The sequence below is a fragment of the Agrobacterium sp. A3-95 genome (genome assembly GCF_053521785.1).
Map to the genome: position 1 here is coordinate 170,898 of NZ_JBNWDR010000007.1, position 20,758 is coordinate 191,655.

Genomic DNA, 20,758 nt, shown 5'->3' on the forward strand with positions numbered 1-20,758 from the left:
TCATGATGCGCACCGGACTGGATTTTGCACCGGGCGCGCCTGGCATAGAAGCGCGCTGGACGTCGAGCGCCAAAAACGGGGTCGGCACTGCGCTGTCGGAAGCATCGCCTATCTGGTTCACGCTCAGCCACGGCATTCTGAACGAGGTCTATTATCCGAGGATAGACAGTGCCTGCACCCGCGATCTCGGTTTTGTTGTCACTGGGCCTGAGGGTTACTTTTCGGAGGAAAAACGCGACTGCGTATCCGTCACCCGCCCTTTTAAAAGCGGAATTCCGGCATTTCACATTACCAATACGGCGACGGATGGCTCGTTCAGAATTGAGAAACAAGTGATCAGCGATCCCGCGCGGGCCAGTGTTCTTCAGCAGCTTTCGTTCATTCCCCTGAAGGGACAAATTTCGGATTATCGCGTGACTGCGCTGCTGGCACCTCATCTCGTCAATGCAGGCAATCTTAACTCGGCTTGGATTGGCGACTATGAGGGACATCAGGTCCTCTTCGCGACCGGCCGTTCACGATATCTTGCGCTTGTCTGCGATCTGCCCTGGCGGGCAGTCAGCGCCGGTTTCGTGGGTGTTTCCGATGGTTGGCAGCAGTTGCATCGGCACGGACGCATCGTTGAAGAGTACCAGCGAGCCGATGACGGAAATGTCTCGCTGGCAGGTGAGATCGACTTCAGTGATGTCAATGGCGCGGCAACATTGGCGCTCGGCTTTGGCGAGACGGAATATGCAGCGGCTGCGGCGGCCGTTTACAGTCTGAAGCATGGCTTTGAACGGGCGCACGAGGCCTACGTTGCCAACTGGCGCAACTGGCAAGACCGGCTGGAAACGCTCGACCGCGATACGCATCACGGCATCAATTCCTATCGGGTGTCGACAGCAGTGCTCGCCGCACATCGTGCCGCCGACCGGCCGGGCGCTGTTGTTGCAAGCCTTTCGATCCCTTGGGGCGCATCGAAGAGCGATGACGATCTCGGTGGCTATCACCTGGTCTGGCCGCGCGATCTGGTGGAAGCGGCCGGCGGATTTCTGGCGGCCGGCGATCACCATGAGGCGCTGGCGATCCTCAATTATCTTCGTCAGGTGCAGCAGCCATCGGGTCGCTGGCCGCAAAATCTCTGGCTGGATGGCAAACCCTATTGGCCAGGCGTACAGATGGATGAATGCGCCTTTCCGATCCTGCTGGCGGATATGCTGCATCGATATGGTCACCTGGATCATGCCACGCGGGCGGATTTTATGCCGATGATCCACCGCGCCGCAGCCTATATTCTGGCAAATGGCCCGACGACCGGGGAGGACAGGTGGGAAGAGGATGCCGGCTACAGTCCCTTCACCCTTGCCGTCGAGATCGCTGCGCTGCTTGCCGCTGCCGACCTTATCGATATGGACGGTGATGCTGCCGTAGCCGTACATCTACGGGAAACGGCTGATTGCTGGAACGAGCAGATCGAACAATGGACCTTTGCCGGTGACGAGACATTCTGCGCCGCGCTTGGCATTTCCGGCCACTATGTTCGCATCGCTTCGCCTGACGCGACCGACGTAGCTCGACCATTCGGCGATACGCCCATCCGCAACCAGACGCCGGACCGTTCCACGCTGCCGACCAGCGACGTCATCAGCCCCGATGCGCTTGCCCTTGTTCGCTTCGGCCTGCGCGCGCCTGACGATCCGCATATTCTCGCGACGATCAAAGCAATCGACCATTGCCTGCGTGCCGATCTGCCGCAGGGGCCTGTATGGTATAGATATACGGGCGATGGATATGGTGAGCACGCCGATGGAGCAGCATTCGACGGCACCGGGCAGGGGCGGCCATGGCCGCTTTTGACCGGCGAACGCGCCCATTACGAGCTTGCTGCGGGAAGGCGGGAGGTGGCCGAAGCGCTGCTGGTAACGCTGGAGAAATCGGCCGGTGGGAACGGCCTTTTCCCCGAGCAGCTCTGGGACCAGCCCGACATCCCCGAATACGAGCTTTTCTACGGCCAGCCCTCAGGAAGTGCGATGCCGCTGGTCTGGGCGCATGCTGAACATATCAAACTTCTGCGGTCGCTTGCAGATGGTTCCGTTTTCGACATGCCGCCGCAGGGTGTGGAACGATACATCCTCAACAAGACGCCTTCCCACCTTCGGATCTGGTGTTTCAATAACAAGATTGCCGGGATACCGGCCGGCAAGATGTTGCGGCTCGAACTGACGGATGATGCTGTCGTGCACTGGAGTGCGGATGGCTGGGTGACGACCAGCGACACCAGAACGATTGCTTCCGGCCTTGGCACATATTTCGTCGACTTGCCCGTTCAGGATATGGCGGCGGGCGACGCAATCGTTTTTACTTTCTTTTGGCCAAACACAGGGAATTGGGAAAACCAGGATTTCACCGTTCGCCTCGGCGAATGAAGTACATATCGCGCATTAGACAAATGGAGTGTCAGCATGCAGATCGGAATGGTTGGGCTTGGACGAATGGGCGCAAACATGGTGCGCCGTCTTCTGAAACAGGGTCATGATTGCGTGGTCTTCGACGTCAATCTCGACAATGTCGCAGCATTGGTGAAGGAAGGCGCAGTTGGCGCGACCTCGCCAGACGACCTGGTCGCGAAGCTGTCACCGCCACGCGCCGTCTGGCTAATGCTGCCGGCGGCAATAACGCCGAAAATTGCTCGTGACTTTGCCGCCAGACTGCAGGCGGGCGATGCCATTATCGATGGCGGCAACTCCTTCTACCGGGATGCCATCGATTTGGCGGCGGAATTTGCGCCCCGTAGCATCGACTTCATCGACACCGGTACATCCGGTGGCGTCTGGGGTCTGGAGCGCGGCTATTCTCTGATGATCGGTGGCCCGTTGGGTGCCGTGCAGCGGCTCGATCCGATTTTTGCTTCGCTCGCTCCCGGTGCGGGCCTGGGCATCGCGGCCGATCCCGTCACCGGCACGGCGCCAATGGGATATTTGCATTGCGGACCGTCAGGCGCAGGGCATTTCGTCAAGATGGTTCACAATGGCATCGAATACGGTGTCATGGCCGCCTATGCGGAAGGCCTGAATATCTTGAAGGCCGCGAATGCCGGCACGCAGCACCGGGAGGCCGATGCGGAAACAGCGCCGCTCGCCCACCCGCAATATTACCAGTTCGACATCGATCTTCCTGCCGTGACGGAGGTCTGGCGGCATGGGTCTGTCATCGGCTCGTGGTTGCTCGATCTGACGGCGGAGGCGCTGAAGCAGGACCCTCATCTCGACCAGTATGGCGGGCGGGTGTCAGATTCAGGCGAAGGGCGCTGGACCCTTCAGGCGGCCGTCGAAACGGGTGTTCCTGCGCCTGTTTTGGCTTCTGCCCTGTTCGAGCGCTTCTCCTCACGCGGTGAGGCGGAATTTGCCGGCAAGGTACTCTCGGCCATGCGCAATGCCTTTGGTGGCCATCTGGAAAAAGCAAAATGAGGGCGCCGGCCATGGATAAGCAGCGATCGGACGTGCTCGTGGTGTTCGGTGCCACCGGCGACCTTGCCTACAAAATGATCTTTCCTTCCCTTTACGCCATGGTGAAACGCGGCGCGCTTCAAACGCCAGTCATCGGTGTCGCCTTCGATGACTGGTCGCGCGATCAGCTGATCGCGAGGGCGCGCGACGCGGTTACCAGCCACGTCGACAAGATCGATGAAGCCGTCTTCGAAAAATTCGCTTCTCAACTGCATTACGTGTCCGGCGACTACCGCAACGAGGCGACATTCGAAAAGCTGCGCGCCGCACTCGGTGACCACGGTCATCCGCTTTATTACCTCGCCATTCCGCCGTCACTGTTTGAAACCGTCGTGACCGGGCTTGATAAGGCCGGGATAGCAGCCTCGGCGCGATTGATGGTGGAAAAACCGTTCGGCCGCGATCTTGCCACGGCGGAGGCGCTGAACCAGTCGCTGCACGCGGTTTTCGAAGAGGACGCCATTTTTCGTATCGACCATTTTCTCGGCAAGGAGGCGATTCAGAACCTTCTTTATTTCCGGTTCGCCAATGCCTTTCTTGAGCCGGTCTGGAACCGCGACCATGTTGAAAGCGTGCAGATCACCATGGCCGAGGATTTCGGCATCAAGGGACGCGGAAAGTTTTATGACGAGGTTGGATGCATCCGGGATGTGATCCAGAACCATCTCATCAACGTGTTGTTGCTACTGGCCATGGAGCCACCGGCAACAAGCGCTTCGGATGATCTTGTCGATGAGAAAGTGCAGATCCTCAAAGCCATGCCACCGCTCAGCCTCGAGGATGTGGTGCGTGGCCAGTTCGACGGTTATCTCGATGAACCCGGCGTTGCGCCCGGCTCAAGCCGCGAGACCTTTGCCGCCGTGCGGTTTTGCGTGGCCACATGGCGCTGGAACGGCGTGCCTTTCTTCATCCGCGCCGGAAAGAACCTGCCTGCCCATGCAACCGAAGTTGTGGTGCGTTTCAAGCGGCCGCCGATAGCGCTTTTCGGCGATGTTGAGGCGGCGGCCGCAAATTATGTGCGCTTCCGGCTCGGGCCAAATATCGCCATCGGCATTGGCGCGCGCCGCAAGGCTGCCGGGGACGGTATGCTCGGCGAGGCGGTGGAACTGGGCGCTGTCGATGACGGCATCGGCGACATGGCGCCTTATGAACGGCTGATCGGCGATGCGATGGCAGGCGAACGCCAGCTTTTCACCCGTAAGGATGCGGCAGAACTCGCATGGAAAATCGTTGAGCCCATTCTCGACGACCCCGCCGTGCCGCCACGCTATGCCGTAGGAAGCTGGGGTCCGGTCGAGATGGAGAGTTTCGCGCCGCCTGGCGGTTGGGTTGATCCGGAGTGACGCCCATGCCGGCAAATACCACGGACGGTAGTTCAATGACACAGGATCGGATCGTTCTAGCGATCGATATCGGCGGCAGCCACGTCAAGATCCGCTCAAGTGCCGGTGGCGACGAGCGCAAGGTCGAAAGCGGCAAGGCGATGACCGGGCCAGAAATGGTCATCGCCGTAACCGCCATGACGAAAGACATGACCTATGACGTCATCGCCATGGGATATCCCGGTCCGGTCGTCCACAACAAACCGCTTCGCGAACCGGTCAATCTGGGTACAGGCTGGGTCGGTTATGATTACGCCGGCGCTTTCCGCTGCCCCGTTCGTATCGTTAACGATGCGCTGATGCAGGCAATCGGCTCCTATCAGGGCGGGCGCATGTTGTTTCTCGGTCTCGGAACAGGCCTGGGGGCTGCGATGATCGTCGAAAACGTGGCCCAGCCGATGGAGATCGCTCATCTTCCCTATCGGAAGGGCAAAACGTACGAGCACTATCTCCGAGAGGCGTATCGCGAAGAGAAGGGCAATGGCAAATGGCAAAAGCGCGTCACTGATGTCGCAGAGCGTCTGACTGCCGCCCTTGAACCGGATGAGGTGGTCATCGGCGGCGGTAATGTCGAAAAACTCGATACCCTGCCGCCCGGATGCCGCCGCGGAGACAATGCGCTTGCTTTCGAAGGCGGATTCCAGCTGTGGAAGAACCCGAACCTCATCGTCTAGCCGGTCAAATATGCCAGGTAGGCTGCTGCTTCGATAACCACGCAATCGGTGCGGCGTAGCCTCTACCTAATCGGTTGGAGGCTTCTCGGCCGACACCCACTTGTTCCGGCCTGTCTGCTTGGCGCTCAAAAGCGCAGCGTCCGCGCGTTCCAGGACGCTGCTCACGGTTCCGGCGCCCGGTGACGTTGCGATACCGATGGATATGGTGATCGAGTCAAGCAGACGGCCCCGGTAGGTGAAAGGTGCGCGCTCGACCGCGTGCCGGAGTTTCTCCGCAACCTTGATGGCATCTTCAATGCCCCCAGCCGGCATGAGCACGGTGAATTCCTCGCCGCCGAAACGGAATAGTTCACCCAGATCGCCGACAGCTTCCGACAGCACCTGGGCGACATATTGCATCACCGCATCACCGGCATCATGGCCAAACCGGTCGTTGAAGCGCTTGAAATGGTCGATGTCGAGCATCAGACATGCAAGCGAATTGGTTGGCTTTTCAATATGCCTGTTCAGCGTCTCATCAAGCGATCGACGGTTCAAAAGACCAGTCAGGGCGTCTTGCCGTGCCATGCCAACCAGCCGCTGCCGAAGCTGGAGGTTTACAACGGCAAGGCCTATATTTTCGGCGAGGAGTTCGAGATATAGCCGCTCTAACTCCAGCGTCTCGCTACTCTGCGGAATTTCGAGATACAGTAAGCCGACGGTGTCGCCCAATGCGGTGAGTGGTATGCACAGGCCTGTTCCGAAACTGCCATGTAGGTGATGGCAGACAACATCGTCTCCGCCCGGGTTGCTGGCGTGGGGACGTCCGCGACGGAGAGCCCAGCAATCGTCTATCGAAAATTCCGGGGCGGAAAACGAAGGATCGGACCATTGTCCGGTCGATTGGAGAACCGAACTGTTTTCCTTGAGAACAAGCAGGCGGCCGGCAATGGCCGGGAAAATCTGCGGCATGAATTTCGAAACGACGTCGGACAATTCTTCCTGATTCTGGCAGGCCTGAATCCGATGCATCATCTGCAGGATCAAGTCCTTGATGCGTTGATTCCTGCGGTGCTCCGCGTCAAGCCGTTCCCGTTCCAGCCCGTTGCTGCGGAAGATCCTGATAGCCTGGTTCATTTCACCGATTTCGTCACGCCGGCCTTCGTCGGGCAGGTCGATACTGTAATCCTGCCGGGCAAGGCGCGTGACGATGTTGCTCATTTTGATAAGCGGCAAGGCAACGCGTCTGCTGAGGACAAAATAGAGTACGGCCACAAACATCAGGGCGGTGAGCGCAAGCATCACCTTCGCAATCGATCCGTAGAAATCGCTTCGGTCTTTAGCCTGGTCAACCATTGCCTGCGAGCGGGCCGCAATGGCTTCTCTCAGCGTCGCGACGGTTGTCAGCAGGTCCGTATGCAGTCGATAGTGCTCATCGCCGAACAGGACCTGCTGTGCATCGTTCTGGCGGCCGGATCGATAGAAACCGATTGCATCGCGCTCCATCTTGTCCAGTGCGTCGGCGCTCTTTCGTATGTCCTGAAATGAGCCTGCCTCTTGCGGCGAAACACCAAGAGCTGCGAGTTTGTCCAGGGTGTTTTCAAGGTGCTTTTCCTGACCTTCGTCGACGTAGAATTTTGCGAGATGTTGCTCGTCGCCCCGCATGACGTAAAGACGCGCCTCTTCGGTGCGCTCGTCCGCAATGATCGCCAGTTCTTCGGCGAGATCGGTCAGTTCGAGATGATTCTGGATTGCCACCCGCTCTTGAGAAGAGCTTCTGGCCGATAGAATGAATGTGGTCGCCGATACTGTCGTGAGCACGAGGGTGACAGCATAAGCCAGGTTCGTGATGGTACTAAGTCGCATGATGGCGCCGTATGCTTGCCGCACGGCATGAAAACCGGGTGCGGCGGGGTCCAATTTCAGAGTCTGCTTATGTTAGGCCATCTCGTCAAACGGGAAGTCAACACGCGGTTAACCGTCAATATGATCTGTCGCACCGCGGGCCACTTCAGGTACCCCATGGCGATGCACCTGGACCGTCTCCACCAACGGTCACAATATCCGCCAGCGCGATTCCGGTATGTCGGCAGCGGGCCAGAAAGCCGTGTATTTAGAGGCTTTTAAAAAGCCCCGCGTAGCAACGGAATTATATTTCACGACGCATCACAAAGCCGTGAAACCTTTCGACGCATCGTTCGTTTAGCGCCCATGATCGATAATGACGCAGGACCGAAGCCGGTCGTTGGTGCCGACGAGACTGGCACCCAAACCGCATCCGAAAACGATGCCCATGAAAACGATGATCCGCTCCCGCCAGAGGAGATGGAACCTGCTTTGGGCTTGACGCCGGAGGAGGCAGAGGAGGCTCGCAGGAAATATCTGCTGAAGCGTTTCTGGATCAGCGCGCGAGGTTTCTGGAGCCGTCGCGGCGATCGGCTGGCCTGGCTGTTTTCGCTCGGGCTTCTGGCTATGATCGGCATAAATGTCGGCTTCCAGTATGGCATCAACGTCTGGAATCGCGGGATTTTTGACGCGATTGAGAAACGCGACGCGTCGACGGTCTATTTTCTCGGATCCGTTTTTCCGCTGCTCGTCCTGGGAAGTGTCTTTATCGTGACCTCGCAGGTCTATGTCAGGATGCGCATTCAGCGGCGCTGGCGTTCCTGGCTGACAAAGGCGCTCGTTGGGAGATGGATTGCGAATGGCCGCTATTATCAGCTCAATTTGATCGATGGTGACCATCAAAACCCCGAGGCAAGGCTCTCGGAGGATATGCGTATTGCCACCGAGGCGCCCGTGGATTTTGTTTCAGGTGTTATCGCTGCATTCGTGTCTGCCTCTACCTTTATCGTTGTCTTGTGGACGATTGGTGGTGCTCTCACGGTCTCTATCGCGGGTGTCTGGATCACGATCCCCGGCTTTCTCGTGATTGCGGCTGTTATCTACGCAATCATCACATCCAGTTCCATCGCCTTCATTGCCCGGAACTTCGTCAAGGTTTCTGAAGTCAAGAACCAGGTTGAAGCGGAGTTTCGCTACACGCTTACGCGCGTCAGGGAGAATGGTGAGAGCATCGCCCTGCTTGGCGGCGAAGACGAGGAGCGCAGCGATCTGGACAAGCGCTTCGGCAATGTCCGACGGCAGTGGCGTCTCATGGCGCAGCAATACATGCGCACCACGGTCGTATCGAATGGATCGATGTTGATTGCCCCCGTCGTCCCGGTTCTGTTGTGCGCGCCGAAGTTTCTCGATGGGAGCATGTCTCTCGGCGAGGTAATGCAGGCTGCTTCCGCTTTCACCATTGTTCAATCCGCATTTGGATGGCTGGTCGACAACTATCCCCGTCTGGCCGACTGGAATGCCTGCGCGCGACGTGTGGCCTCCCTGATGATGTCGCTCGATGGCCTGGAGCGGGCCGAAAAGAGCGACACTCTCGGTCGGATCGTGCGAGGCGAAACGGAAGGCGAGACAATACTCAGCCTCAAGGATGTGTCCGTTTCTCTCGGTGACGGAACGGCCGTCGTCAAGGAGACGGATGTCGAGATCGGCGCGGGTGAGAGAGTGCTTGTCGCGGGGGAATCGGGCTCGGGCAAAAGCACACTGGTTCGGGCCATTTCCGGTCTCTGGCCATGGGGTGGAGGCAGCGTCAATTTTCGCGCAGGCAGCCGATTGTTCATGCTGCCGCAGCGGCCATATATTCCGGCGGGCACGCTACGTCGGGCGGTCTGCTATCCGCAACCGGCCGAGAGCTGGACGCCGGAAGAGATCGGGGCCGCTCTCGACAAGGTCGGTCTGGGTCAACTCAAGGACAAGATTGAAGACGAGGCGCCGTGGGACCAGACCTTATCAGGTGGCGAAAAACAACGGCTGACCTTCGCACGCCTGTTGCTGAACGCCCCCGACATCATCGTTATGGACGAGGCGACGGCGGCTCTGGACGAGAAAAGTCAGGACAAGATGATGCAGACGGTAATTGATGAGCTACCCGATGCGACGATCGTAAGCGTAGCGCATCGTGCCGAACTGGAAGCGTTTCATAGCCGGAAGATCACATTGGAACGGCGGGAGGGGGGCGCAAAGCTTGTCAGCGATATCGATCTCATTCCTCGCAAGGCGAGAGGCTCCATGCTTCGGAGAATAGTCAAGCGGAGGTGATGGCACCGACGCTTGTGCTGACCTGCTTGAATGCCGGGGTAGGAGAGTTGGTGGCCGCCTCGTTGTCGTTGGGGAGAATTCACCGACCAGTTTGGCGAGAACGAACACAATGAGGGCTTGCCGCGGATCGAAGTGCAAATCGGTACTTCTGCTGTCACGGCACCCCGGAACAATCGTGCATTTTGTTGGTTGGTTGGCATCCCTAAAATGGCAACAAGGGGCAGCGTGTTATGAATAAATTCTTCACTCGCTTCGCAAGCGCTATAGCTTCATTTTCCGGCTCTCCAACGGCTTTCATGGTGGCTCTCGGAACCGTGCTCGTCTGGGGGATAAGCGGACCGCTGTTTGGGTTTTCGGAGGTCTGGCAACTGGTCATCAATACGGGTACGACAATTGTCACCTTCCTGATGATTTTCCTCGTGCAGAATTCACAGAACAGGGATTCCGCAGCGATGGAAGCAAAACTGGACGAGCTGCTGCGGGCGGTGGAGCAGGCGCGCGGTGACTTCATTGGGATCGAGCACCTCACGGAAGAGGAAATCGAAAAGATTCGTGCACGTCTCGAAAGGGAAAGGGGACCGGATAGCGATAAGCCCGCACCCCATCATGCCATGGCCCGCTTGCTTTCCCGACGTTAGTGGCATTTACCGTTGCCAGGCGCGTGTCAGTCCCGCTCTATGCGCAGAGAGAATTCGCCTCGGGTGAAAAGTGGCTCGAAGCCGTCATCGAAACGTCCGAGGCGGATCAGCCCTTTCGAGTATCGGTAGCTGTCGTAATAGAAGACTAGATTACCCCATGGCGCGTAATAAGCGATGTCGCCGGGACGTGCGTTATCGAAAGGCGTGTCAGTCACCTGCGTCAACTTTCGAGGCAGATATGCGATTTTCTCGTTGGTCGAATAGTCTTCGATCGTGAGATCGAGCGGCAGCATTTTCATGAGCTCGCGTGCCGACGGGTTGTCAAACAAGGTCGCGGTCATGCTGTGACCACCAAAGGCCATTCGGAAACTCATCAAGGATACCTCCGTTTTTGTTGCCTGACCGAACGATGCGGACGGGAAAGCTGTGGCCGCGGTAGCCAGCCCAAGAAATAGACGCCGGTCGATCATTGGAATGCTCTCATGCCGAACTGCTTTACGAGGATATTCTCGATGATTTGAATGCCAGCGCTGACGCGGCCAGGAGCAGACCTGCGCTTGCCAGGAAAGTCATGCGGTAGCCGGATGCGTCGTAGAGAAATCCGCCCACTATCGCACCGGCTGATATCGCAAGCTGGATGACCGCAACCATGAGACCACCTCCGGCTTCCGCATCCTGCGGCAGTGAGCGGGCGAGCCACGCCCACCAACCCACTGGCGCTGCGGTGGCAATCATTCCCCAGGCCGCAAGCGCTATCGCCGCGACAGGGAGACTGTTGCCGAAGGCAACAAGTATCACGGCCGTCACCGCCATCAGAGCCGGGATGACGATCAGAACGCGATACAGGCGGTCGGCGAGAAAGTAACCGATAAGGCTGGTGCCAACGATACCGGCAACGCCGATGCCCAGAAGAATGAAGGTGAGTATCGAGATATCTACTCGTGTCACAGTTTCGAGAAACGGGCGGACATAGGTGAACAGCGTGAACTGGCCCATGAAGAAGACCGAGACCGATGCCATGCCGATAGCGATCAAAGGACGGTTCAGTAGCCTGAATGCATTCTTTGACGTTTTCCCGGGGAGGGGCTTCATGGAAGGGAGGCTTGCCAGCTGCCACAGGAATGCGATCGCCGCGACGGGGACGACAGTGAAGAAGGCACCTCGCCAACCGATGATCGATCCGAGAAACGCGCCGAGCGGAGGAGCAACGACAGTTGCCAGCGCGTTACCGCTGTTAAAGATTGCAAGCGCTCGGGGAACGAGATGCTCCGGTACAAGACGCATGGCGGTCGCCACCGATATGGACCAGAACCCACCGATAACTATCCCGATGAGCGCGCGCCCGACCATGAATATTTCATAGTTCGGTGCGATCGCCACGGTCACGCCAGAAAGGGCCATCAGTGCCGTCAGAGCAAGCAACAGCAGCTTACGGTCCCACTCTCCCGCGAGATACGAGACAAAGAGGCTCGTGACGACGGCGAAAGCGCCGGAGATCGCGATCGAATGTCCGGCCGATCCTTCGCTGATGCGCAGTTCATCCGCGATCGGCGTCAGCAGGCTGAGAGGCATGAATTCAGACGCGATCAGGGCGAAAACGCAGAGCGTCATCGCCAACACACCGCCCCAATTTGCGGATCGGGATCTGGCTTCCCCTGTGGAAACTGTAGTTTCTATGGACATGGTACAGCAGCTTTTCTTGGCTATTTCTTCAACGGTCTTCCGCTGCTGATGGGAGGCAGCGAGGTGAACATAAGTCATGAAGCATCTTGCAATAAGCCGCCTGTCACGGGATGCAGTCATGAACGATGCTCATCAAAGGGTCTTGTTTAGCCGCGCCCGGCCTGCTCGTGTGTTATCCACGTCGATGCAGGGGCTCGGTTCATTCATGAATATCGCTCATGACGGCATGCCTTCGCCCCGGTCTAATCTCGCGACAATCTCCGATCTATCTTTTGAACGACGCTGCTGCATCACCCCTCAAAGCAGCTTCCCGGCCGCTCGTCACGGCAACGACAATGGAGAGTGAAGTGAGCAATCAGAACGAAAACGCTTTTACGGGAGAGGGCCAGGACATGGGCCGCCGTGGCCTTCTCAAGATTACGGGTGTCGGCATCGCCGCGATTGGCGCGGCGTCAGTGATGGCGGTTTCGAAGGCAGAGGCGCAAACGTTGAAGATGACGCAGGATTGGGACAAGGTTTTTCGGAAGAGCGAGAAGGTCGATCACCAGAAGGTCTCGTTCAAAAACCGTTATGGCATCATCCTGGCGGCCGACCTCTACATGCCCAAAACCCGCAACAGCGTCGGAAACCCCGCAATCGTGGTGAGCGGACCGTTTGGCGCGGTCAAGGAACAATCGTCCGGCCTTTACGCACAGACGATGGCCGAACGCGGTTTCGTCACTCTGGCATTCGATCCTTCCTATACAGGTGAGAGCGGCGGCGAACCGCGCAATATCGCGTCTCCCGACATCAACACCGAGGATTTCAGTGCGGCTGTGGACTACATCGGCCTGCGTCCCGAAGTCGATCGCGAACGGATCGGCGTCATCGGTGTCTGCGGCTGGGGTGGCATGGCGCTCAATGCCGTAGCCTCGGACAAGCGTGTGAAGGCCGTGGTTGCCAGCACCATGTACGATATGACCCGCGTCATGTCCAAGGGCTACAACGACAGCGTCACGCTGGAGCAGCGCACGGCGACCCTGGAACAGTTGAGCCGCCAGCGGTGGGTCGATGCGGAAAAGGGTACACCTGCCTATCAGGCAGCCTACAACGCGGAAGTCGGACCCGACGCGCCGCAGTTCATGGTCGATTATCACGACTACTACTCGACACCACGCGGTTATCATAAGCGGGCGGTCAACTCCCGTAACGCCTGGTCGCAGACAACGCCAATTTCGTTCATGAACATGCCGATCCTGAGCTACATCGCGGAAATTTCGCCGCGCCCGGTTCTATTCATTCATGGCGAGAAGGCCCATTCTCTCTATTTCGCAGAGACCGCGTATGCGGCGGCGGCCGAACCGAAGGAACTCCATGTCATTCCCGGCGCCAGCCATACGGACCTCTATGACAAGATGGATGTGATCCCCTTCACCAAGCTCGCCAGCTTCTTTGAGCAGCACCTGTCGGCTTGATACGTTCGGCAGTGACGTAACAGCTCAGGAGCCCGCCCGAAGCGGGCTCTTTTTCTGTTAGTGCGGCATGAGCATTATGCCATAATCAACAGGTCTGGATGCAGGAGGCTCATGAATGGCACGCGATACCGTCAACGATCTTGCAGCTTTCATTGCTGTTGCCCGAGAACAGAGCTTTACCCGGGCGGCGGCGAAGCTGGGCGTATCGCAGTCAGCATTGAGCCACACACTCCGCCAGCTTGAAGCCAGGTTGGGCGTGCGTCTCCTGATGCGGACGACCAGAGCGGTTTCGCCGACGGAGGCGGGCGAGCGGCTGCTAAACGGGATCGGTCCACATTTCGACGAGATCGAAGCGCATGTCGATGCGTTGAACGAACTGAGGGAAAAGCCGGCGGGAACGATCCGTATCGTCGCCGCCGAGTACGCGATCACCTATGTCCTCTGGCCCAAACTCAGGAAATTTTTGCCTCAATATCCCGACATCAAGGTCGAGCTGATCCTCGATAACGGACTGACCGACATCGTGACGGAGCGTTATGATGCGGGGGTGCGTATGGGTGAACATCTCGCGAAAGACATGATCTCCGCAAGGATCGGTCCCGACTTTTGTCTCGCTGTCGTCGGATCGCCCGCCTACTTCAAGAACCGACCACACCCCAGGCATCCCAAGGACCTGGTCGGCCATGATTGCATCAACTTCCGGCTGCCGAGTGCCGGCGGCCTTTATGTATGGGAGTTCGAGGACAAGGGCCGCGAGATCAAGATCAAGGTCGATGGTCAGCTCGCCTTCAACAACAGTTTCAATTCGCTGGAAGCCGCGCTTGACGGCTTCGGGCTTGCCTACATCCCGGAGGAAATGATCCTTCCTTATGTCGCAGACGGCCGGCTGGTTCGCGTGCTGCAGAAATATTCCCCGCCCTGGGACGGATATTACCTCTATTACCCCAGCCGTCGCCAGGCATCACCGGCGTTCGTCAGGGTTTTGGAGGCCCTGCGATATCGGGTTTGACGGGAGTTGTCGGCCCCCTGTGGATGTCCGCAACCCGGAACGATTCATGTCCGACTTTCGTCTTCTCTGCGCTCGCTGCGGCTGACAAGTCCTTATCCTAGATCAGCAGATAGCTGGCTTCAGAAATGCGTTGAACAATGGCTTGCCCTGCAAGGACGATAATGTCGCCCTCCATAGGTTGATCGGGCCGCAGCAAGTGTTTGTCGATCGTCAGCAGGAAATGCGATGAGTGCAGTTCGCCTGGGGAAATGGAGATGTAAGACCAGCGATGCCAGGCAAATGGCATGGTGGCGAGGCCCATTCCCAGCAATCCCTTGAGGCGCATCGACCATGTTGACGAGGACTTGGCGTGGCGCGCAGCATCGGTTGCAACGGCACCGTCGACAATATGCTGTTGGTTCCAGGTTGTCTGGCCATGGTTGATCTTCCATGCTTCGGGGTCATCGTTTGCCAGATCGATCCTCGATTTTACCGGCTCGGCGATCAGCGCGACGTTCGGACTGAGCAAGCGTGGAACAAAAGAAAACGGTAGGCTGCGGATTTCGCGCAGGGGCGCGTTGACGCGGATAAGCTGCGCCAGACACCGCCAGTCGAAACCCTGATGTGACGTATGGTGCGCGGGCACCCGGTCCAGCCGGTATAAGCCTGCCCAAAAAGTCTCTTTCAGATTGCCGGATTGCCGATTATAGCCCATGAGGGCCGAACCCCAGTTCTTGATCCATACGGCTGGCCCGACTTCGACGGGTACCGTAACCAGGAAAATGCGGGGACGAACGATCGCGCACACGTGCTCGATGACACGGACGGTGCGGTTGAGGTGGATATGTTCAAGCGTTTCCAGCGCGATGACGATGTCGGCCTCGATCGTTTCGTAAAGGCTCTCGTCGGTGGCGTCGCCGACGATGAAACGGCAGTTTTCGTAGTTGCTGTAGCGATTGCGCGCGGCCTCGATGAAGATTGGATCGTAGTCGATACCGACGTAATCAACGTCGAACTTTTCCAGAATATGTCCGACCGCGGTTCCGGGGCCGCAGCCGATATCCAGTATTCTGACCTTCCGATTGCCGACGTCCTTCTGCACTGTTTCGAGGACCTCAAGCAGCTTTCGATAGCGGCCTGCATGCAGAAAGCGCGTCAGCCAGTTGAAGTTCTGCATTTTTTCGTAAGTCGTCGCGAACGTACCCATCCAATCCGCCTCCATGAACCGTAGATGATGTCGTCTCGCGCTACCTGTTATCGTAAAGATCGTGCGCGACCCGGCGTTGTATTTTTGAAGTCTGGCACGGCCTGCGTGACCTGCAACTCGACCAAAAGGCTTAAGTCGGAAGCGGGGATACCCACCCTGCCTCCTCTTAAAGGCAGATGTCGACGTGGTGGACAGTGAATCAGCCAGTTCTGACCGGCCGTCCTCTCCCTTTTGGTATGCTGCCGATGCGCAGGGCCTCGTTATACCTTTCAAGGAGGCGCCATCCGGGGCCGGAACCGCTGGGAGATGTGGTGGATGGTAGACAAGAGAGCCTTGATTATCGGCGTAACCGGGCAGGACGGCGCTTATCTCAGTGAATTGCTGCTTGCCAAGGGATATATCGTGCACGGCCTGAAAAGGCGGTCTTCCTCATTCAACACCGGCCGGATCGATCATCTTTATCAAGATCCCTTCGAGGAAAACCTTCGCTTTCGTCTTCACTTCGGTGACCTGACGGACGCAACGAACCTGTGCCGGGTCATTCAGGAGGTCCAGCCCGACGAGATCTATAATCTCGGCGCCCAGAGCCATGTCCAGGTCAGCTTCGAGACGCCGGAATATACGGCAAATGCGGATGCGCTTGGCACGCTGAGGCTGCTGGAAGCCATGCGCATTCTCAACCTCGGCGACCGTTGCCGGTTTTATCAGGCGTCCACATCGGAGCTGTTCGGAGGGATGGGCACCGTTGCTCAGCACGAGGGTACGCCGTTCTATCCGAGAAGCCCCTATGCTGCGGCAAAACTCTACGCATACTGGATGACGGTCAATTACCGGGAAAGTTACGGCTTTCACGCATCCAACGGCATTCTCTTCAACCATGAGAGCCCCATTCGCGGGGAGACATTCGTCACGCGGAAAATCACGCGCGGCGTTGCTGCCATCGAACGCGGTCTCATGAGCAAGCTGCGTCTTGGTAATCTCGACGCAAAGAGGGATTGGGGGCATGCGCGCGATTATGTTGAAGGCATGTGGCGCATCGTGCAGCAGGAAATACCCGAGGACTATGTGCTCGCAACCGGCGAGGCACATACGGTGCGGGAATTCGTTGAGCTTGCTTTCGGCGTGGTCGGCAAGACCATCGAGTGGAACGGCGATGGCAGTGACGAAGTGGGATACGACGCCAAAACCGGCAATACGATCATCGAAATCGATCCCAGATATTTTCGTCCGGCGGAAGTGGATTTTCTTCTCGGCGACCCCAGCAAGGCGCGCAGGAAACTCAACTGGAGCCACTCGACTTCCTTTTGCGACCTCGTTCAGGAAATGGTCGAAGCGGATCTTCGCCTCGTGATGTTGGAAGAGGGAAGAAATGAATTCGTCGCATAAATCGCAAGAAATCCCGTTCAGCTTGAATGGCAAGCGCGTCTGGGTTGCCGGCCATACCGGAATGGTCGGCTCGGCACTCGTGCGACGTCTCCAGCGCGAAAATTGCGAAGTTCTCAAAGTCTCTCGCAGCGAGCTTGATCTGACCCGACAGTACGAGACGGAGCAATGGATGGCGGCGGCAAGACCTGAGGTCATTTTTGTCGCTGCCGCCAAGGTTGGAGGCATTGCAGCAAATGCGGCGTATCCAGCGGACTTTCTTTACACCAATACGCTAATTTCGATGAATATCATGAAATCGGCTGCCGATATCGGTGTTGAAAAGCTTCTCTGGATGGGATCTAGCTGCATCTATCCGAAATTCGCAGCGCAGCCGATCACGGAAAATGCCCTTTTGACAGGCCCTTTGGAGCCTACCAACGAGGCCTACGCGATTGCGAAGATCGCGGCGCTCAAGCTTTCCCAATTCTACTCCAGTCAGTACGGCCTGAATTGCGTCTCCGTCATGCCGACCAATATTTACGGGCTGAACGACAATTTCGATCCGCAAAGCTCACACGTCATTCCTGCGATGATCAGGAGAATGCATGAAGCGAAAATCAGCGGCCAGAACAAGATTGTACTATGGGGTACGGGCAGTCCTCTGCGTGAGTTTCTCCATGTGGACGATCTGGCGGATGCCTGTTGCTTCCTCATGAAATCATCGGCGCATTTTCCGTTGATCAACATCGGCTCGGGGCGGGAGATATCCATCCGCAATCTCGCCCATCTGATTGCAGGCATCGTCGGCTACGATGGGCAGATCGTTTTTGACACCAGCAAACCGGATGGAGCCCCCAGAAAGCTGCTAGACTGCTCGCGGCTCAACGCGCTTGGCTGGAACTCGACGGTCGAACTCAGATACGGAATTCAGGATTTGTATGAGTGGTGGCGACAACCGAAGTCGCTGCAATCGGATATGTTACGACAAGCGGCAAGATGAGATCGCCAAATGCCCTGATATTATCGATTTTGCTTGCCGCCCTTGTGCTCGCATTTTCGGGTCTCTCGTCTGCCGGGCAGCCTGCGGTGCGGGGAGGGCTAGAGCAAGAGCAAAAGCAAGGCAGCCAACCTGATCCACGCCAGTTCGGTTTCCCGATACCTGTTCCAGAACCACGATTGCCGGATGATGCGGATGCCTTCAATCCACCTTGGACAGAGGTAGGCGGCAAGGGGCCGGCAATCGCGGAAATTTCGAGAACGGCGGGCCCTGGCGAGGTTGTCTCGATGACCGGTGTCGATCTCGATGGACGAACGGGTTTCGAAGTCTTTTCGCAACACCCCGGTGCCGCGGAGGGCGTGGTGACCCCGTTGGCGCCGCTGACGGCTGACGCGACGGCGGCGACGCTGCTGCTGCCAGCCACGCTTCCCTCATGGTCCACCTACCTGATCAGGCCCCAGCGGGGCACTGTTCAAGGGCGCAGCTTCGCAATCAATCGCACGGAAAGCTGGTGGATCGGGCCCGATGCCGCAGCGCCGGGAGCCATCGTCTCGGTCTATGGACGCAACCTTTCGCGGTCCAACGGGACCAGCCAATCCTATCTCTATATCAAGCCGGTCGCTGTTGCCGGCTCGTATGTTGCGGCAACCTCCGTCAACCCCTTCAAGGTCGATTTCGAGGTGCCGGCTCTGCCACCGGGTAACTATGAAGTTTGGGTTCACAATACGCATGGCGGCCGCTTCGGCTGGAGCGGTCCGCTGACGCTTGAGGTCCTGTCGCAATCGCCATGGGCGGCGCAGGATAAAAAGCGCATCGATGCCAGGCAGTTCGGGGCAACGGGCGATGGCATGACCGACGACACCGCAGCCATCTTGCGCGCGCTCGACGCCGCGGCCGCTACGGCGCCATCGGTTTTGTATTTCCCCGCCGGGATTTATCTCGTGACAAAGCCTTTGATTGCGCCCGCCAATGTGGCGTGGTTCGGGGAAGGGGTGAACAAAACGGAGATCAGGCTGAACCACGGGATTGATCAGAGCATGGTTGTCGTTAATGGCGACGACACCCGGTTCGGAAACCTGACCCTCAATGCCAACCGCAACATTGCAGGTAAACCTCTTCTTGCTTTGCGCAACACCAAAAACATACGGCTGGATTCCGTACGTATCGACGCCTGGGGCGTGCCGGCGTTCGATGCCCAGGACACCGTAGGTCTTTTTGTGCATGCGTCCGAGCTGATCGAGAACGGATCCTTTTACGGCGCGAGCCGGCAGGTGTTTTTCTCCAACAATCGGTTTCGGATGACGGGTTACGGCGAATCCGTCGTCGCGCTATGGGGTGGGCGCGATTTCGCCATGACGGGCAACGAGCTGACAAATGCGGATGAAAGCCGCGACGACGGTCATGGCATCGGACGTTTTTTTGTTGGCCAGGCGCATTTCGGGAGCATGCGAAACCTCTATTTTGAGAAAAACATCTCGCGAAACGCCGCGCCCCACGACTGCACCAAGGTCGATTGCAACAAGGGCGAACAGATCTGCTTCGAGATCGTCGGGAGCAAGCTTAAAAACGATTTCGTCCGCGCTTCCTCGAACTCGGTTACCTTCAAGTCACTGTCGGATCTGGGGGATGCCATGCCGGGCGGCTTCGATCTCGTCATCGTTGGCGGGCGAGGGGCCGGGCAGCACCGTCACATCGCGTCGACGGACGGTTCTGTCGTTCTGCTCGAGCAACCCTGGAATGTGGTGCCGGATCGAACGAGCCGTTTTGCTCTCGCAGCGACCGCATCGAGAGCCGTGATATACGATAATGTGTTCGATGGCAGGGCAAGCTATGCGGAGCACGATTCCGATTCCACCGGCGTTCTTCTCTACGGCAACGTCTATGACGTGGTGGTCGACAGCAACCGCATCTCCCAGATGCGACACGGCATGATGACGGTTGCGCTGGACTCGACGCGGGGACTCAGCCCGTATTTCCTGCAATATTCCAACAACAGTGTGACACGCAGCAACAGCGGCCTCTATGTCGGCACGACATTCGCGGATTCCGGCGTTGCCGGCATCTGGGGCGGTCTGGGGAATATTTATCGCAGGAACAGGTTCACGGATATCGCCTATATCGGCGTCGAATATGAAACTTGGAACCATCCCGGCGCCGACTATAATGGGACGGTCTTCGATGGAAATACCTTCGCCAACGTCCGCTACGGCTTCGTAGATGCATACAAACTCATGTGGACGCACGACGGCAGCTTCAAGGCCGGACCGGCCGAACGCTCAAGGCGGATCAACACGGTGCTCTACAACAATCATTTTACCCGAGGAACGCCAGGGCCCGTTCAAAGTGCGGGCTTCGTGACGATGCATCCGCAGAACAGCTGGGTAAATGTCGGCTCTACATGGAGCGGTTTTGCAGTGGGAAACGAGGGGCCTAAGGCCGTCACCGTTAAATCGTCCTCCAATGCTGCAAGGCTGACACCTGATTGAACCGGAGTCTATTCCCCGAAAACCCCGGCAAGGTACCTCTAATGACGTATCTGCGGTGAATTGACGAGCTGCCGGAAAGTGGCGAATATGGCTCAATCACTCAAGGCAATGCGATGCCACGGGCCATTGAGATCAAGGCTCGACGGTTTTCATTTCAGGCGAGGGGACCGACGGATCGTTCGTTACTCCATGAGTGGCGAGCGATCTGTGGTTCCAGTTTGACGAGGGTAATATTCTTGCAAATTTCAATCTCAACCCG

At 57.7% G+C, this 20,758-nt stretch carries 15 protein-coding genes; 11 read left to right on the forward strand and 4 right to left on the reverse strand.

The window, feature by feature from the left end; genetic code table 11:
* Window positions 1–2: 2 nt before the first annotated feature.
* From ACQZ5Y_RS18880 to ACQZ5Y_RS18895, 4 genes are read left to right on the forward strand one after another with little or no spacing between them, the layout of a single operon-like run.
* Window positions 3–2,408, forward strand: coding sequence for a glucan 1,4-alpha-glucosidase (locus tag ACQZ5Y_RS18880; RefSeq protein WP_174059947.1), 2,406 nt, complete (start codon window positions 3–5; stop codon window positions 2,406–2,408).
* Window positions 2,409–2,444: 36 nt separating this feature from the next.
* Window positions 2,445–3,449: a phosphogluconate dehydrogenase (NAD(+)-dependent, decarboxylating) gene (gene gnd, locus ACQZ5Y_RS18885; RefSeq protein ID WP_112291265.1), complete on the forward strand. Its 1,005-nt coding sequence runs from the start codon at window positions 2,445–2,447 to the stop codon at window positions 3,447–3,449.
* A gap of 11 nt (window positions 3,450–3,460) precedes the next feature.
* Entirely contained in the window at window positions 3,461–4,831 is a 1,371-nt protein-coding gene (gene zwf / locus ACQZ5Y_RS18890) for a glucose-6-phosphate dehydrogenase (RefSeq protein WP_174059946.1), read from the forward strand.
* 35 nt (window positions 4,832–4,866) lie between these two features.
* Window positions 4,867–5,544, forward strand: a complete 678-nt coding sequence (locus ACQZ5Y_RS18895) for an ROK family protein (protein WP_174059945.1) — start codon at window positions 4,867–4,869, stop codon at window positions 5,542–5,544.
* Window positions 5,545–5,610: 66 nt separating this feature from the next.
* Here the strand turns inward: ACQZ5Y_RS18895 and ACQZ5Y_RS18900 are convergent, their stop codons facing one another.
* On the reverse strand, window positions 5,611–7,389 hold the full coding sequence (locus ACQZ5Y_RS18900) for a diguanylate cyclase (RefSeq protein ID WP_174059944.1): 1,779 nt from the start codon (window positions 7,387–7,389) through the stop codon (window positions 5,611–5,613).
* 345 nt (window positions 7,390–7,734) lie between these two features.
* Between ACQZ5Y_RS18900 and ACQZ5Y_RS18905 the strand changes: the two genes are divergently transcribed.
* Window positions 7,735–9,681 carry an ABC transporter ATP-binding protein/permease gene (locus ACQZ5Y_RS18905; protein ID WP_019566385.1) on the forward strand — a complete coding sequence of 649 codons (1,947 nt, stop codon included), beginning with the start codon at window positions 7,735–7,737 and terminating at the stop codon, window positions 9,679–9,681.
* 230 nt (window positions 9,682–9,911) lie between these two features.
* Window positions 9,912–10,319 carry a low affinity iron permease family protein gene (locus ACQZ5Y_RS18910; protein ID WP_112291256.1) on the forward strand — a complete coding sequence of 136 codons (408 nt, stop codon included), beginning with the start codon at window positions 9,912–9,914 and terminating at the stop codon, window positions 10,317–10,319.
* Window positions 10,320–10,345: 26 nt separating this feature from the next.
* Here the strand turns inward: ACQZ5Y_RS18910 and ACQZ5Y_RS18915 are convergent, their stop codons facing one another.
* Both ACQZ5Y_RS18915 and ACQZ5Y_RS18920 read right to left on the reverse strand, forming a co-directional pair.
* The gene (locus ACQZ5Y_RS18915) at window positions 10,346–10,789 is read right to left on the reverse strand and encodes a cyclophilin-like fold protein (RefSeq protein ID WP_236762977.1); all 444 of its coding nucleotides are present in this window, start codon (window positions 10,787–10,789) and stop codon (window positions 10,346–10,348) included.
* 25 nt (window positions 10,790–10,814) lie between these two features.
* Window positions 10,815–11,930, reverse strand: coding sequence for an MFS transporter (locus ACQZ5Y_RS18920; protein WP_211380940.1), 1,116 nt, complete (start codon window positions 11,928–11,930; stop codon window positions 10,815–10,817).
* Between the two features lie 464 nt (window positions 11,931–12,394).
* Here ACQZ5Y_RS18920 and ACQZ5Y_RS18925 point away from each other — a divergent pair, with 464 nt between their 5' ends.
* Together ACQZ5Y_RS18925 and ACQZ5Y_RS18930 are read left to right on the forward strand one after the other, a co-directional pair.
* Window positions 12,395–13,456, forward strand: coding sequence for an alpha/beta hydrolase (locus ACQZ5Y_RS18925; RefSeq protein WP_143242854.1), 1,062 nt, complete (start codon window positions 12,395–12,397; stop codon window positions 13,454–13,456).
* 115 nt (window positions 13,457–13,571) lie between these two features.
* Window positions 13,572–14,465: a LysR family transcriptional regulator gene (locus tag ACQZ5Y_RS18930; RefSeq protein ID WP_013761305.1), complete on the forward strand. Its 894-nt coding sequence runs from the start codon at window positions 13,572–13,574 to the stop codon at window positions 14,463–14,465.
* Between the two features lie 97 nt (window positions 14,466–14,562).
* Here the strand turns inward: ACQZ5Y_RS18930 and ACQZ5Y_RS18935 are convergent, their stop codons facing one another.
* A complete protein-coding gene (locus ACQZ5Y_RS18935) occupies window positions 14,563–15,924 on the reverse strand; it encodes a class I SAM-dependent methyltransferase (protein WP_236762976.1) in 1,362 nt (453 codons plus the stop codon).
* Window positions 15,925–15,966: 42 nt separating this feature from the next.
* Between ACQZ5Y_RS18935 and gmd the strand changes: the two genes are divergently transcribed.
* The 3 genes from gmd to ACQZ5Y_RS18950 are packed head-to-tail and all read left to right on the forward strand — an operon-like array spanning window position 15,967 to window position 20,499.
* Window positions 15,967–17,037, forward strand: coding sequence for a GDP-mannose 4,6-dehydratase (gene gmd / locus ACQZ5Y_RS18940; protein WP_019566379.1), 1,071 nt, complete (start codon window positions 15,967–15,969; stop codon window positions 17,035–17,037).
* Window positions 17,021–18,016 (forward strand): GDP-L-fucose synthase family protein, encoded by a 996-nt coding sequence (locus tag ACQZ5Y_RS18945; protein WP_162647837.1) that lies wholly within the window; start codon window positions 17,021–17,023, stop codon window positions 18,014–18,016. The genes gmd and ACQZ5Y_RS18945 overlap by 17 nt, the downstream gene beginning before the upstream one ends.
* Window positions 17,959–20,499, forward strand: coding sequence for a glycoside hydrolase family 28 protein (locus tag ACQZ5Y_RS18950; protein WP_336510362.1), 2,541 nt, complete (start codon window positions 17,959–17,961; stop codon window positions 20,497–20,499). Before ACQZ5Y_RS18945 ends, ACQZ5Y_RS18950 begins: the two co-directional genes overlap by 58 nt.
* Window positions 20,500–20,758 lie beyond the last annotated feature (259 nt).